The organism is Pseudoalteromonas shioyasakiensis (genome assembly GCF_019134595.1).
Lineage (GTDB): Bacteria > Pseudomonadota > Gammaproteobacteria > Enterobacterales > Alteromonadaceae > Pseudoalteromonas > Pseudoalteromonas shioyasakiensis_A.
Genome location: NZ_CP077770.1, coordinates 1,597,455 through 1,613,527, shown reverse-complemented (window position 1 = coordinate 1,613,527; position 16,073 = coordinate 1,597,455). Strand labels below are relative to the sequence as shown.

Here is a 16,073-nt window from a genome sequence, read left to right as displayed (position 1 = left end):
TAACGTTTAGACGTCTAGCTGTCAAGTTGTTTTATGAAATTAAACTGCCCGCTAAGTGCGAACCGTAATAACCAACGGTATAAGCAATTAGTAAATAAACCGACATTTTAAGATAGCTCATAAAGGTCAGTGCCTTAACCTTACTCATGGCAATAATACCTGCCGCAGAGCCGATAATAAGCATTGAACCACCGACCCCTGTTGCGTAAGTAAACGACAGCCATTGCTGAGGGCTCATCACAATATCAGCTTTTAAAAGTGCTGCAGTGAGAGGTACGTTATCTACCGCCGCTGATAATAGCCCCATCAAGTAGTTGGCATATTCCGGTGCCATCAACTCATATAAGTGAGTAAATTTAGCAAGCATGCCCACTTCTTTTAATGCACCAACCAGCAATAACACACCAACGAAGAACAATAAGGTGTCGTATTCAATTTCACGAATATAATCGATGATTTTTTTGTTGACGTCTTTTTTGCGCATTAAAAATTGTGCAACCAAAAACATCAGTGATAAACCAAATAAAAAGGTTAATAGCGGTGGTACACTGTAAAGTACGCTTAAAGTTAACGTGGCTATGATGGTAGAGAAGAAGATAACCGCAATGGTTATATCTGTTTTTTCGATACGACGAGCTGCTTGCTTTTCAAACACAACATTACCCGACATACCCACCGACAACATCGCCGCGAGCAGAGCAACACTTGTCAGTGCAGGGGCAATTAATAATAGTAGATTAGCAATAGTGACTTTTTCGTCTAAGAAAATCATAAGGGTTGTAACATCACCCGTGATCAACGACACCCCACCCGAGTTAACACTAAATACAATTAAGGTCGCATATTTTATTAATTTTTTAGGATCTAACTTAAGTGACATCACCACCGCAAGCGAGATAAGAGTAGCAGTTATGTTGTCTGATATTGATGAAAATAAAAACGCAAAACCACCAATCAGAAACATCAGCTTTCGTTCACTGATTTGATTTGGCATAATTTTATGAACAATATTCTGGATAAAACCTTTAGAGTTTAAATAGGCTACAAAGGTCATCGCAGCCATTAAAAACAGCCACAAAGTCGCGATTTCTAATATGTTGTGATCCAGTTGATGTTGTATGGTTTCTGGGCTTTGCCCATGAATTGGAGAGATAAATAAGATAATCCAGCATAAAGTGCCAAAAAAAAGCGTCGTTTTGGCCTTGTTTACATGGATAATATCCTCTATAACGATAAGCAAAAATGCCACCGCTATCAGGGTTAGGATAAGTGGGGTTACCATGGTGTTTGAACAACCTTTATAATAATGTAAAAATTGTAAGTCGAGTGTTTCGGCGCGGATTCTAGCAGCATAGAAAGCATAAAACTATTCTCAATTACATAATTTAATACTAATCGCTAACACCAAAGTCTGAATTTACTGGAGCCTTATGATCCCAGCTAAAAAGTTATTAAATACCCTTACTGAACATTGGGGGGTGTTAGAACTGCTATTTAAACGTTTTAAGATGGCTGATTTCAGCTTGAAAGACGTACAAAATGCGATAAAACAAAAACAACCTTCATGGTCAAATGAACGCATTTATAAAGAAACAAATCGTTTATTGAATCAAGATATTATCATTCCACTAGCAAAATCATCACAGTTAGAAATAAACCGCGCGATCGCCGATTTTGCGACTTTCTTGCTGCAAGAAGAACACTTAGGTCTTGCCCAAGAAATTAGCGTGCTCGTTGATGATTTAGCTCGCCTTGGTAATCGCCTTGCTAAAGCCGGTGAAATTGAAGATTACGACGAGCTTCGCCGCTTTAGCCGCATTATGGATGATCGGGTACGCAAAATAATGAAACTGTTTGCCCACAATGAAAACGCAATTTTAAATATTGTTGAGCAAGCGAAAGCAGACAACGCGGTGCAATCACTGCAAAAACGCTACCAGGCTGTAATTGAAGCGTTTGATGAATACATCGAGCCTATGCTTGAAATGGTGGATATTCGTGGTGACTTCCACGCTTGCTTTAATACCATCGAAGCGCAAATTAGCGCGCAAATAGAGCAAATTGACCGCCTTGGTAAATCATATCAAGACAAGCGCATGCTAGAGCAATTACGTACCCGTATTTTAGAAATGCATTTAGTTGGTCGTGAAAGTTTACGTAAAAGCGCCGATATGTTGATGCCACTACGTGAAGAGTTACGACGCAACAACCTAATTACTCGCCAAGCGGCTAAAGTGCTTGGTTTAGTGCGTAAAAATGGCGTCGATAACATGTTAAGTGCAGTACAGCCTAACTTTGTCTCAGACGCGCAACGCTTTTCACTTGGTCAGCAACGTCATATCGTTGCCTATATGGCAGGTTTAGTTGACTTTGAGCACGATGAATATCAACTACCAGAACATGATGATGTGCCCGCCTATCTAAGCCCGCATATTCCTGATTATAACGACGTTAAAACACAATTTAGAAAACGCTTTAAAAAAGCCAGCAAAAAAGCTCAGCCGCTTCTTAGTTTCTTAGATGAAAGCTACCCAGATCTAGAGGCTGACGAAATGCTGTTCTTGTATCAAAAATTAATTAGCGATGGCGACCTTGAAATCAGCCAAAGCCAAGAGAAAGTAAAAATAAAAATTGCCCAGCAACACTTCTCTCTTTACCCATTTAACTCATCGATTGCTGACGATAAAAAAGCAACAGAGCAATAACCATGACAGATATTAATTTAGATGATTTAACGCATCTGCAAGCTATTAATAAAAAGCTCACATCAGGCTACCACATTAGCGAACAAGACACGCTGATGTGGCAAGAGCTTGACCAACACATTGATGCTTATCGCGCGTTATTTAACGCCCTTGGCCATGACCTGCAACATGATAGCCGTGGCTATTACTATTTTGGCAGTGATGAAAGCACCCCAAATATGGGTAAAATTTCGCGTGCCATCGCACTGACTATCTACATCTTGATTGAGCACTATGCCAATACAGGTAAAGATCCAATGCGTGCTTTGTTTGACGAAGTAAACGACCTTGAACTAATGCAAACCTTAGTGCAAATCAACAAGCACCTGTTTGATCAATTAGAAATCTTCTCAGGCTCAGATTTACGCAAAGACGTCTACTTACGTATGGTGCGTTTAGGTCTGGCTCGCGAAGTAGAAAACGGCTTTATGCTGCAAGCACCTATTTATCGTTATATCGATGCATTAATGGAAGTAAACGAAGAAACCTACCTAGGAGATGACGACTAATGCAAAGCCAAAGCCTATACGGACTCAGCAAACTTGCGCTTTTAAATACCGCAGGCTATGCAAAATGCGTGATCCCACTGGATAAAAGTAGCTCTATTTGTGCACCAAATAATACCGGTAAAAGCTCGGTAATTAATGCCCTGCAATTTCCATTGATTAATGATTTACGTTTAACAGAATGGGATGGCCACGATTTAGATGAAACCAGAAAATTCTACTTTTCGTCAGATCAATCCTATATTTTACTCGAAGCTGACCTACCTAATGGCCCTGTGGTGATTGGTGTTGCCGGCCTTGGTAAAATTGCCGGATATGCGCATCAGTTTTTTTGCTACCAAGGTAAGTTGAACCTTGAACACTACACTCAAGGCAAAACCATTGTAAAATTTACCAAGCTTTTTAATCACTTAAAAGAGCAAGGTTTCAATCCTATTGAATTAAAAGCGCAAGAGCTAAACGCCCTACTCACTGGTGGCGCAACGCCGTTTGATGGCGATATCAACTTAAAGATGATCCCCCTCAATAACGTGCAAGATTCAGCAATTTACAAAGAAATTTTCCGCCGTATTCTTAACTTGCATAAGTTAGGTGCCAGTGATGTTAAACGCTTTATGCTACGTGTATTTGAGCGTCATATGTCAAACTCACGGGTCGACTTTTATGAAGTGTGGCGACGTTCATTCGATAAAGTGAATCGCGCTAAACGTGAATTAAAAGCCCTTGAGTCAATGCAAGAGCCTATCGCGGCCCTTGAATCTATGCTTGAAAACCAAACGGTTTTAAAAGGCAAACTTGCAGCCTATGCGCCAAAAATTGACCAAGCACTGATTGACTTTGAAACCTATCAACAAGAGCAACTCTCTGAGCTAAATATTGCCCTTGAGGATATCGAACACGAAAAGCACGAGTTCGACCAAAAGCAGCAGCTGTATATTCAGCAATCGCGCGATATTGAACGTAAACAAACTCAAATTGAACAGTGGTTTTTAGACTATCGAGCACTTAAATCTGAGTTTGAACTAGTTAACAAAGCCACTTTAAAAGTAAGCCTTACGCAACTTAAACAAGATTATGAATCGCTATCGCATTCATTAAGCAGTGCTCAAGGTCAAAGCTTGCACACGCTAGATTACCGTATTAGCGAAACACAAAAGCAAATTAAGAGCTTAAAACTGCAGTTAAAGAACCTCGAGTTCAACCTATTCACCCGTATGCGTGAAGATTTGTCTTTAAAAGAAGTTGAAGAAATTTCGCGTATTCTAAACCCAGATATCTTATCGTTTGCCACCACCAGCAATGGTGATGTTGAGATAACAGACGAAGATGCTTTTGGTGAGTTTTTAGAACAATTATCGGCTAACGTAAAAGGTGGTGTACTGACTCTTCCTGGCGCGACGATTAAACTTAAAAAGCTAAGCCCAGTGCAAATGCAAACGGGCGAAAATAAAGAGCAATTAACCGCGCAACTTGCTGCTCTTGAAAACTCACTGAAAGAGTTTAAACAGCAGCGCGAAGTCGCTGCTAATGTCGCCGAAAAGCAAAAAGAAAAAGACGCCTTATATGATGAGCTAATGGCCTCAGAAGAAGCATTAAAACGCTTTGAACAATTTGAAGTGATGCAGCAATCTGTCGATGCACAAACTCTGCTAAAAGAGCAATTAAATGCAGAGCGCGAACAAGTTGACGACTATCTGCAAGACATTCAAAAGAACAGTGGCTCAATTAGCGATCGTCGCTCAATTATCAAATCGAAAAAAGATTTGCTTGCCCGCCAAGCTGACCGTTTACGCCAAGTTAAATCAGAACGTATTGATCACACACTTGATTTTTACTCAGGCAAAGTCACTCCATATATGATTGAAATCAGTATTGATTTTGATAACTTGAGCGACCTCATTCATCACTTTAATAAAGACTGCCAAGAGCTACGTAACTTTGATATCAACGTACGTAACACCTACCTGCATATCTACAATGCGGGGATTACTAAATTTGATAACGAAAACGATGAGTTTACTAAATACGAAAAGCTTATTAGCGCGTTTCATAACATTGATAACGAGCGCGATGCCGTTGAGCGTCAAGGCCGAGTTGCATTAACCGAAGTGGCCGCCACCATTAAGGGCTTGCGTGAAGACTTAGACCGCCTACGCCGTGAAATGAACAGCTTTAATAAAGGCATTAGTCAGCATCGGATTTCTAACCTTCAAGCATTCAAAATTAATGTTATTCCGCGCAAGATGTTGGTTGATAGCATTGATACAATTATCAGTACCTCAAATCAGTTTGAGCAAGGCGATACCCTAGACCTATTAAGCCAAGAGCCTTATAGCGAGTCTGCGGTAAACGAAGCGAAAGATCATTTGATTAAGCTAGCCTCTGAAAAAGCGGGTTTAACTCTGACCGACTTATTTGATATTCGTTTTGAGGTAGTAAACCGTGCTGGCGAAACTGAACACTTCGAAAAAATCGATTCAGCCGGCTCTAACGGTACTCGTATTACCATTAAGCTACTGTGTGGCATGCTGTTTATTCGTTACTTATTAAGCGACCAAGAACAAAACTTGTATCGTATTCCGATTTATATCGATGAAGCAGCCGATATCGACCCACAAAACCAAAAAGCAATTATCGAAACCGCTCTTAGCTTTGGCTTTGTGCCGATTTTTGCCTCAGTTAAACCACAAGTTAGCTGTGATTACATTGTCCCTATTCGTACTGTTAAAGATGGTGCACAAAACTGGGTCGATGAAAAAGATTGGATAGAAGTGGAACACACTGCTTAATTACTAAAATTAATCATTGATTCAGTCAAGGATGACTATGTTTACAAACTATTACAGTACTTTTTTGTAAATGTGCCATAGTCTTTAAATAATCATTCAGTTGAGTATTATTTGTGTTATGTTATCAATCAAGTAGTGGAATTTTTGCCAAGGAGCAAACAATATGAAGAACTTATTAATCGCGACGGCTGTATTATTTTTAGCGGCTTGTGCTAAAACGCCTGATTGGGATTACGACAAATCAGCAGATTTTAGTAATTATAAAACCTTCTCTTGGGTACCTAATGCCAGCTTGACTAAAAACGTAGCGAACTACCAAATTAGTCCTTTAATGGAAAAACGCGTTCGTGAAGCTGTTAATGCTGAACTTGAAAAAAGCGGTATGAAGCTAGTTGATTTAGCACAAGCAGATGTACTGATTAACTATCATGCCTCAGTTGATACAAAAATTGATGTTGATACCTTTAACGTGGGTTACGGCGCACGCTGGAATTACTGGGGTATGGGTTACAACACGCAAACAACTGCTCGCGAATACGAAGTGGGTACGTTAATTCTAGACGTGGTAGACCGTGCTTCTAACCAATTAGTTTGGCGTGGCGCTAAAGAAGGTCGTTTGCAAAAGAACCAATCACCTGAAAAGCGCACTGAAGTTATCAAAGAGACTGTTGCTAACATTCTAAGTAACTTCCCACCGCAATCGATTAATCAAAACTAAACACCTTTTTAGTTAAAAGACCGCGCAATTAGCGCGGTTTTTTATTGCCTGCTTAAATCTGGTTGGAGTGGTATAACTCAGTGATTCAGATACAATACCCGCAGTTTTCAGTGCGCCTAACTAGCCCACTACCCCAGATTAAACAAAATCAAGAGAGTTTTAGATGGTACGCGCAGTACAGCTTACACTTCCCGCTTTATTCGTCACTTGCTCAGTGTTAGCAGAAGACACCAACAATATTGAACAAATCACCGTTGAAGTTTCAGCAACCGCAAATAAAGAACCTGTTGGTACCTTTGATGCGCCGGTATCAAACTTAGAATATGACCCACGTGTCGATTTGCAATCGCGTAATATGGCTGAAGCACAAGCTGATGTCACCATTCGTGGTGGTATCTTTGAAAATACTGGCTTTCGTGTTGGTAGCAGTACGTTATTTGACCCTCAATCTGGTCACTACTTTGCTGAAATTCCAATTGCGCCGCAGATGCTAACAGGCCCTTCAGTACTTACAGGTGCTGATAATGCCGTTTATGGAATGAATAGCTCGGTTGGTACGGTTTCATTTGGTTGGCGCCCTATCACGAGTACCGGTAGTGTTTCACTTGGCACAGGTACGAATGGCTTTAATTTGCAAAGTATTCATGCTGCTCATAGCCAAAAGCTTGATAGCAAACCTGATTTGCGATTAGGTTTTGAAGGGGAATACTCGCACTCAAAAAGTGATGGCTCAATTGATAATGGCGACCACGACTTTGAACGTGCCTCAGCGCGTATTCAACTTGCAAGCTCTACCTCACAAACTGATTTAATGTTCGGAAGCCAAGAGAAGTTTTTTGGTTGGCCAAATCTATACACGCCATTTAATTTTAATGAAACCGAAGACCTTGAAACCAAGCTTTTCATGCTTAACCACAAGCAAGTGTATGGTGAGAGCAATACCTTTGAAGTGACTGGCTATTATCGTAAACATAACGACCATTATGTTTTGTCTCGTGAAAACCCAGCTATTTTTGAAGCGTTTCACGAAACCACGGTTAAGTCATTGGCACTCTCTGGACATCACCGTTTAAATGACCACTATGCAATTAATTATGCTGGGCAATTTATTGCTGATGAAATTGAATCAACGTCTCTTGAAAACAACTTTACATCACGTAATTACACCAAGCTAAGTATCTTGCCTGAGTACAAAGCAGCCCTTACAGCGAACAAAGAGCTTACTTTACGTGTTGGTGCTACATTTGATGATACGAACCGTGATAGCTCTGATACCTCATTTATTGCCGATGCAAGCCTGAAAGTAGCTCATCAAAATGGCAGTGAACATACCTGGTATGCGTCATACGCCGAGGCAACACAAGTTCCCGGTTATACCGCCATCGGCGGCAGTGAAACGGGCGGATTATTCAGAAGTAACTACAGCCTTGAGCGCGAAACCACCGATAACCTTGAGCTAGGTTTACTGATTGAACAGTCTTCATGGCGTTTAGATTCAGCTATTTTCTACCGTAAAGATAAAAACCTGACAGATTGGACATATCGCTTTGATGCAACCTCAGCACGTTTTGCAAACCCGGTTGATATAGACACCTTAGGCGTTGAGTTTTTAGCGAATAAATCGTTTGAAAGCGCTGAGTTGATTGCCAGCTACACCTATTTAGAAAAATCAGAAGATTATGGTACAGAAGATATTGATGCGAGCTTTTATGCGCTTAACTACCCTGATCACCGTGTGACACTGGGTGCAGTATGGCAGCCAATGGATGTGCTTGAGCTGCGTATCGATAACGAATGGCGTAAGCAACATAGTAACCGCTTACGTAGCTCTGATGATGAAGCCTTCTTCACGCAGTTAACGCTAAAATTCACCCCAGCCCAGCTTGACAATGTGTTTGTAACCTTTGCAGCTGACAACATTTGGGATGAATCTTTCGAAGAAGTCCCGGGTACCCCTGGTCGCGGCGAACAATATACGCTAAGCGCTACCTATACGTGGTAAGCAAAAACAACAATGCCAGTCAATTGACTGGCATTTTTTCGTTGAGGACTATTAATTATTTCATAATAATCTGTTTCACTTCATTTAGTTGCGAGCACTCAGATTGATGACATTCTCGTGTCGCGTTATCTTCTAAAACCTTCAAAACATCATAGCCAAAATTATTTTTAAGAGACGTGTCTGCGCCTTTTTCAATTAGTAACTTCATCGCAGTGTAGTTACTCAATATAGCAGCATAAATTAATGGTGTTGAGCCTGTGCCATCCTTAACATCTAGTTTTGGAGAAAACTTAAGTAAAGTTCTTAGGTGCTCTATTCTATCTGGCCCTAATACTTCAAAAATTAAATGTCGTCTTGCAGACACTCTGAAACTGTTCGGGTTGCCGCCCTTTTGAAGTAACACATTTAAAAAGTCTGCCTCGAGATTAATTGCGGCTAGGCTAAGCACATTACTTGATTGATTAATTTGATAATTTGGATCAGCGCCAGCAGCTAACGCTTTTAAAAACTGATCTTTATTACCTGCTTTCAAAGCAGCAACGAGTTGTTGATTAGTATGCAATTGAGTTTCTGAGCTGTGATCAAGTTTGACTTGCAGTGGTATTGCATAAGTAAATGAGCTTGCTAAGAGTAAATAAATGATTACATGTATTTTCATAGTTAATTTCGCAAGTATTGTTGGTTGTATTCTAAAACAGACAAGTCGTTCTTTATTATTTTTAAATACCATGAAGAAAACTTAAGCTATAAAACACAACTGATCCCAGTAACCGTTAAAAAGTGTTAATGGTTTAATCTTTTTAAGTCATTTGCTCAAGTTCAGTAATTAAATAAAGTGCTTGTTCATTGGTGGTGCCACATACATCTATGGTAGCAGAAAAGTCACTACACACCTTAGGCCTTGATTCATCACCAAATAATTTACATAGGTTATTATCATCAAGTTGAATACAGCGCTCCCCCGCTGCTTTGCCGTTGGGCATTCCTGGGATCGGTGAGCTAATACTGGGTGCAATACAACAGGCGCCACAGCCTAATCTACATGCCATTTTATCTGTCATTGAGTACCTCTTATAGAACCTTTGTAGCGCCTTTGTAATATGTGTAATGGTTTGTTACATCTTCAAACGCCTTGTAAACACTTTATTGCGTATGCTTAGCCTATCAAATTTATTTTTAATTACCGTCAACCGTGAGGGACTATCCCGTGGCTAGTAAAAAACAAATCATTCTCCCTATCGCCGTATTAGTCGGCGGACTTGGAATGGCATTCGCATTTGCCTCTATGAAGCAACCGCCAGTCGAAAAACCAGAACAAGATCTGCGCCCGCTTGTATCAATCAAACCGTTAAGCTTTGACGCTATTACCCTTGATGTAAAATCATACGGTATCGTTAAACCTAAAAACCAAACTGAGCTTGTTGCGCAAGTGAGTGGTCAGGTTGTGTCGTTATCAGATCAATTCGTACAAGGTGGATTTGTTAAGCAAGGCGACATTCTAGCACGTATTGACCCAAATGATTACGAAGCGGCACTCATTGAAGCTGAAGCCGGTTTGGCACAAGCAAGCTCAGCGCTTGAGATAGAACGTGCACAGGTGTCAGTTGCGCAAGCTGAGTGGGACCGCATCAAAGGTGACTCAAACCAAGTTATTCCATCTGAGCTTTATTTACGTAAACCACAACTTGCTGAAAAACTTGCAAGTTACCGCGCTGCGCAAGCGAGTGTAAAACGCGCAAAACGTAATCTTGAGCGCACATACATTAAAGCGCCTTACGATGCGATTATTGACGAGCGACTAATTAGTTTAGGCAGTGTAGTAAACCCAGGTAACAGCTTTGGTAGTCTGAGCTCAACGTCATTGGCTGAAATTCGTTTACCTGTAGCAGATAAAGATCTGCAATACCTAAATAACCAAGGTATTGGCGCCAGCGTATCAATTAACGCTGAATTTGCAGGTAAACAAACAACCTGGCAAGCAACTATCGTACGTAGCGAAGGAGTTGTGGACCAACGTAGTCGCATGAATTACTTGGTAGCGCAAGTAGCAACGCCTTATGAGCAAAAGCAGCCATTACGTTTTGGCTCATACATTAATGCCACTATCGAAGGCCGAGCGCTGGATAATGCGATTGTTGTTCCGCACCATTTAGTTAAAGACAAAAAAGTCGCTGTTTTACAAGATGGCGAAACGCTTACCTTTAAAACACTTAACATCATTCGCGAACAAAATGGCATGGTGATCGCCGATAATGGCCTTGCTAACGGTGAGCAACTTATTACCTCGGCACTTGAATACCCAACTGAAGGCATGGCGGTTAAGCTAGATGACGCAACACTGAGTGTGCCAACAACGCAGTTAGCGTTAAAAGAGGAATAAGCCATGACCACGCACAGAGAAAAAGGGCTTATTGCCTGGTTTGCACGCAACCCAGTTGCAGCAAACTTACTTATGATTTTCATTTTAGTGGGTGGCTTATTGACAGCAATGTCGGTGCGTAAGCAAATGTTCCCACAATTTGAAAGTAACTGGATCAGTATTCAAGCTGTTTATCCGGGGGCTGCGCCGCAAGAGGTAGAAGAAGGCATCACCATTAAGGTCGAAGAGTCTTTAGAAGGTCTCGAAGGCATTAAACGTTTAATTACCTATTCGAACCGTGGTTTTTCACAAGCTTGGATAGAAATTGAAGAAAAGTACGACCCTCAAGAAGTACTCGATGAAATCAAAATGCAGGTTGATTCAATCAATACCTTCCCTGCTGAGATGGAACGCCCAATTGTTCGCCGTGAAAAGTTTGAGCAAGAAGTTATGATACTCGCGCTGTATGGCGATATGAGTAACTACCAGCTCAAAGAGCTTGGTAACGACATAAAAGATGAGCTACAAGCTTTACCACAAATTAACTTGGTCAACTTTTACAGTGGCTTAAACTACGAAATTGGCATTGAAATCAGCCCAGATAAACTACGTGAGTATGGTTTAACTTTCCGTGATATTGCCACAGCCGTTCGCAGTTTCTCTGCCAATATGTCAGCAGGCCAAATTCGCTCTGAAAATGGCTATATTTCGATGCGTGTTGAAAACCAAGCGTATCGTGGTAAAGAGTTCGAAAATCTGCCTTTATTACACTTACCAGATGGTGCACAAGTTTTCTTAGGTGATGTAGCAACAATTAACGACGGTTTTGAAGAAGGCTTACAATACTCTAAGTACAACGGTAAAAACTCACTGACTTTTGAAGTAAATGCGTCGAAAGATCAAGACATCACTAAAGTTGCTGCGGTATTAAAAAAATACCTTGCAGATAAAGCGCCACAGCTTCCTGCTGGTGTAAAACTATCACCGATTGTTGATTTAACTTACTACCTTGAAGGTCGTCTAAACATGATGATCGACAACATGGTGTGGGGTGGTATTTTAGTAATGGTGGTTCTAGCCCTATTCTTGCCACTACGCTTAGCGTTTTGGGTAATGATGGGCTTACCTGTGTCATTCCTAGGTGCATTTTTAATGATGCCACTGGGCTTTATAGATATTACTGTTAACTTAGCTTCTTTATTCGCGTTTATACTGGTGCTCGGGATAGTCGTTGATGATGCTATCGTCGTCGGTGAGTCTGCCAGTGCTGAAATTGAAAAGCATGGTCACAGCCTAGATAACGTAGTACGCGGCGTAAAACGCGTTGCGATTCCTGCAACCTTTGGGGTGTTAACCACGATTGCCGCATTTTTACCACAAACACTGGCATCAGGCCCTGGCTCTGCGTTTTCTAAAGCCATTGGTGGTGTAATTATCCTATGTTTAATTTTCTCACTAATTGAGTCAAAACTAATTTTACCGGCTCACTTAGCAGCCATGAAAAATAAACCTGCGAACCCTAAAAATCCATTACATCGCTTACGTTTAGGTATGGATAAAGGCCTCAAGAACTTTGTTGATAATTACTACACACCATTTATTGGTCGCTGTATTCATTACCGTTACACCGTAATTGTTGGCTTTATCTGTGTACTTATTGTTAGTGGCGGTATGTTCGCTGGTGGTTTAGTGAAATTTGTTGCGAACCCTAAAATTCCACATGATTTCCCACGTATCTCAGTTGAAATGAACTTATCTTCGTCTGAGCAAGCAACCCTTGAGACAGCGCAAACAATTGAAAAGCTGATTTTAGATGTCGATAAGCAACTTGAAGAGCAATATGGTCAAGCGATGATCCGCGATTTATCGGTTAGTTTACGCGGTCGTACAAGTGCACGCATTATGGCGATTTTGGTTGAACCAGACTTACGCCCTATTGATACCTTCCAATTAAGTGCAATGTGGCGCGAACAAATGCCACCATTGCCAGGTGTGAAAACGCTTAATATTGAAGACAGTATCATGAATGGCGGCCGTGATGACGGTGATGTTAGCTTTCGCTTAGAAGGCAAAGATATCAATAAGCTCAAAGAAGTTGCTGCTAAGTTAAAAGAAAAGCTAAATAGCATGCAAGGCGTAGGTGATGTAAATGACTCATTACAATCTGCAACTGACGAGGTTCAACTTGAACTTAAACCGCTTGCTTACAGCTTAGGTTTAACCCTATCGGATGTGGCATCACAAGTTAGCTTTAGCTACTACGGTTTAGAAGCACAACGTATTTTACGTGACGGTGAAGAGATCAAAGTAATGATCCGCTACCCTCGTGAATCACGAAACGCAGTAAGTGACATCACAGATGCACGTATCATTACGCCAACGGGTGTTGAAGTACCACTTGCTGAAGTTGCTAAAGTTAACATTGTTGATGGTGTAAACCGTATTCGCCGTGAAAACGCTAAACGTACTGTAAACGTTTGGGCTGCGGTTAATACTGACCAAGCTGAACCATTTGCCATTGCAAAAGAAATTCGTGACGAATACTTACCTAGCCTACTGAAAAGCTACCCAGGTGTAGAAAGTAATGTGGCAGGTCGTATTCAAGAAGAAATGGATAGTGTGGCAGAACAAGTACGTGATTTTGCTTTATCAATGATGATTATCTTTGCGTTACTTGCTATTCCACTACGCTCGTACTCACAGCCATTTATTATCATGTCGGTAATTCCATTCGGTGTAATTGGTGCAATGTTCGGTCATATGATTTTAGGTATGACAATGAGTAGCTTATCGGTATTTGGTATTATCGCGGTTGCAGGTGTGGTCGTAAACGACTCGCTAGTGATGGTCGACTTTGTCAATAAAGCTCGCGCTGAAGGTGTTGCAATCAAAGAGGCTGTAATGCAAGCCGGTGCCCGCCGTTTTAGAGCGATATTACTGACCTCAATAACGACCTTTATTGGTGTATTACCAATCATTATGGAAACAAGCTTACAAGCAAAAATCGTTATCCCAATGGCTGTATCTCTAGCATTCGGGGTGTTATTTGCAACGGTCATTACGCTTATTTTAATCCCTTGTCAGTACGTCGCGTTAGAAGACTTTAAACGCTTAATTAGCAAGCTAAGAGGTAAAAAAGCAGAGCCAGAAGCAAAATTACAAACAACCAGTAATTAAGCCCTCTCAAGATCCCAACCGAACGCTTGGCAATAAATTTGCCAAGCGTTTTTTATTTAAAAATATGTTCCTATAAATCGTATTGTTTTGCTAAGCTTAAATGAGCAAAAAAGAAACAATTCAAGAAATTACTAAATACGTTATAAGGACATAGCTATGAAAATTCTACGCTACACAGCTTTGGTTAGTTGTTTATCCATTTGTATGCCTGTGCTGGCCGAAAACCAATACTTACAACAACAGCTTGAGCCTATTCTGATTGGTGAGTCTCACAGTATAGAAAGACAACAAATCCACTCCCCTGAAATGACCGTTGCCACCTATAAAGCAAATAATTTTGAACGAGTATGGGACAACGCAAAATATGCCAAGCAAGCGCTCAACTTAATTGCGCAAGCAGAACTTGAAGGGCTATCTCCTAACGACTATCACTTTGATACATTAATGGCGCTGATCAACGAAATAGATAAACGCGGAGCGGATGCCGTCAAAGCCCAGTTTGATGTACTAATGACAGATGCAGTCATGACCTATGCAAAACACTTAATTCGCGGAAAAGTAAACCCAAAACAACTAGCAGCCACATGGAACTATGAACAGTTTGATGTCAGCCCAGATGCCGCAGCGGCCTCATTACTTAAACATGTAAAATCCAAAAGCCTTGATAAGGGACTTGAAAACCTCAAGCCTGTTTTACCTCATTATAAGCGCTTAAAAGACGCCCTCGTGTTTTACCGAGAGCTTGATGCCACTGGCGAGTTACCAGACTTCGCACTGCAAAACAAAGTATTAAAACCCGGCGAATCAGACCCAGCAGTTCCGCTTTTAAGACAAAAGTTAAAACGACTAAAGTATTTTGAAGGCAGTAACAGTGACGCCACGGATTATAACGATGAGCTAGTAGCAGCAGTTAAACGCTTTCAAAATGCGCATCAAGTTGCTGATGACGGTGTGATTGGCAACGCCACTTTAAAACTACTCAATAAAGATTACAGTGAATATGTTGATGATATTTTAGTGAACCTAGAGCGTATTCGTTGGGTTGATAATACCCTTACAGAGCGCTTCTTAGTGGTAAATATCGCAGGCTATTTGCTGTATTTATTTGAAGACAATAAATTAAAATGGCAAACCAATGTAGTTGTAGGCAGAAACTACACCAAAACCCCAATATTTAAAGGGCAAATGAGCTATATCGTGATGAATCCAACGTGGACAGTACCGCGGAGTATTTCAGGTGGCATCATCAAAAAAATGAAAGAAAACCCAAACTACTTAAACGAGAAAGACTTTGTTGTGGTTGATAGTCGCCGTAACCCAGTTGATAGCGAGAGTATTGATTGGCCGAATGCTAGCCGCAAAAACTTCCCGTATTGGTTTGTACAACAGCCTTCAGAGAATAATTCATTAGGGCAAATCAAGTTTATGTTCCCAAATAAATACTCAATCTATTTGCACGATACCCCTGCAAAAAGTTTATTCCAGCAAGACCAACGTGCATTTAGCCACGGCTGTGTCAGAGTTGATGACCCCTTCACCTTAGCTGAGAAAATATTAGAAACATCAGATAATTGGAGCCGTAGTGAAATTGATGACGCCATTGCGGCAAAAGAAACTAAAAAAGTCAGCTTATCAAAACCGCTAGACGTACTTTTAATGTATTGGACCGTTGCGGGTAACGACGAGGGCCTACAATTTTATACCGACGTTTATAATCGTGATGGCGCGTTATTAAAAGCACTCACCACGCCATTAGCAAACAATACAATTTAGAGGTC

At 40.9% G+C, this 16,073-nt stretch carries 11 protein-coding genes; 8 read left to right on the top strand and 3 right to left on the bottom strand.

Features of this window, described 5'->3' with window-relative positions:
• Positions 1–31: 31 nt before the first annotated feature.
• The gene (gene nhaD / locus KQP93_RS07520) at positions 32–1,282 is read right to left on the bottom strand and encodes a sodium:proton antiporter NhaD (RefSeq protein WP_054551492.1); all 1,251 of its coding nucleotides are present in this window, start codon (positions 1,280–1,282) and stop codon (positions 32–34) included.
• A gap of 148 nt (positions 1,283–1,430) precedes the next feature.
• Here nhaD and KQP93_RS07515 point away from each other — a divergent pair, with 148 nt between their 5' ends.
• From KQP93_RS07515 to KQP93_RS07495, 5 genes are all read left to right on the top strand, one after another.
• The gene (locus KQP93_RS07515) at positions 1,431–2,705 is read left to right on the top strand and encodes a hypothetical protein (RefSeq protein ID WP_217876519.1); all 1,275 of its coding nucleotides are present in this window, start codon (positions 1,431–1,433) and stop codon (positions 2,703–2,705) included.
• A 2-nt stretch (positions 2,706–2,707) separates the two neighbouring features.
• A complete protein-coding gene (locus tag KQP93_RS07510; protein WP_058585203.1) occupies positions 2,708–3,253 on the top strand; it encodes a condensin complex protein MksE in 546 nt (181 codons plus the stop codon).
• The gene (locus KQP93_RS07505; protein ID WP_217876518.1) at positions 3,253–6,039 is read left to right on the top strand and encodes an ATPase; all 2,787 of its coding nucleotides are present in this window, start codon (positions 3,253–3,255) and stop codon (positions 6,037–6,039) included. Before KQP93_RS07510 ends, KQP93_RS07505 begins: the two co-directional genes overlap by 1 nt.
• 163 nt (positions 6,040–6,202) lie before the next feature.
• Entirely contained in the window at positions 6,203–6,757 is a 555-nt protein-coding gene (locus KQP93_RS07500; RefSeq protein ID WP_209326448.1) for a DUF4136 domain-containing protein, read from the top strand.
• A 163-nt stretch (positions 6,758–6,920) separates the two neighbouring features.
• Positions 6,921–8,759, top strand: coding sequence for a TonB-dependent receptor plug domain-containing protein (locus KQP93_RS07495; protein WP_217876517.1), 1,839 nt, complete (start codon positions 6,921–6,923; stop codon positions 8,757–8,759).
• Positions 8,760–8,814: 55 nt separating this feature from the next.
• Here the strand turns inward: KQP93_RS07495 and KQP93_RS07490 are convergent, their stop codons facing one another.
• Both KQP93_RS07490 and KQP93_RS07485 read right to left on the bottom strand, forming a co-directional pair.
• Positions 8,815–9,489: an ankyrin repeat domain-containing protein gene (locus tag KQP93_RS07490; protein ID WP_217876516.1), complete on the bottom strand. Its 675-nt coding sequence runs from the start codon at positions 9,487–9,489 to the stop codon at positions 8,815–8,817.
• 70 nt (positions 9,490–9,559) lie between these two features.
• On the bottom strand, positions 9,560–9,808 hold the full coding sequence (locus KQP93_RS07485) for a YkgJ family cysteine cluster protein (protein WP_054562006.1): 249 nt from the start codon (positions 9,806–9,808) through the stop codon (positions 9,560–9,562).
• Positions 9,809–9,966: 158 nt separating this feature from the next.
• On the opposite strand from KQP93_RS07485, the gene KQP93_RS07480 reads away from it, so the two are divergent.
• From KQP93_RS07480 to KQP93_RS07470, 3 genes are all read left to right on the top strand, one after another.
• Positions 9,967–11,139: an efflux RND transporter periplasmic adaptor subunit gene (locus tag KQP93_RS07480; RefSeq protein ID WP_217876515.1), complete on the top strand. Its 1,173-nt coding sequence runs from the start codon at positions 9,967–9,969 to the stop codon at positions 11,137–11,139.
• Between the two features lie 3 nt (positions 11,140–11,142).
• The gene (locus KQP93_RS07475; protein WP_217876514.1) at positions 11,143–14,295 is read left to right on the top strand and encodes an efflux RND transporter permease subunit; all 3,153 of its coding nucleotides are present in this window, start codon (positions 11,143–11,145) and stop codon (positions 14,293–14,295) included.
• A 156-nt stretch (positions 14,296–14,451) separates the two neighbouring features.
• On the top strand, positions 14,452–16,068 hold the full coding sequence (locus tag KQP93_RS07470; RefSeq protein ID WP_217876513.1) for a L,D-transpeptidase family protein: 1,617 nt from the start codon (positions 14,452–14,454) through the stop codon (positions 16,066–16,068).
• Positions 16,069–16,073: the final 5 nt, after the last annotated feature.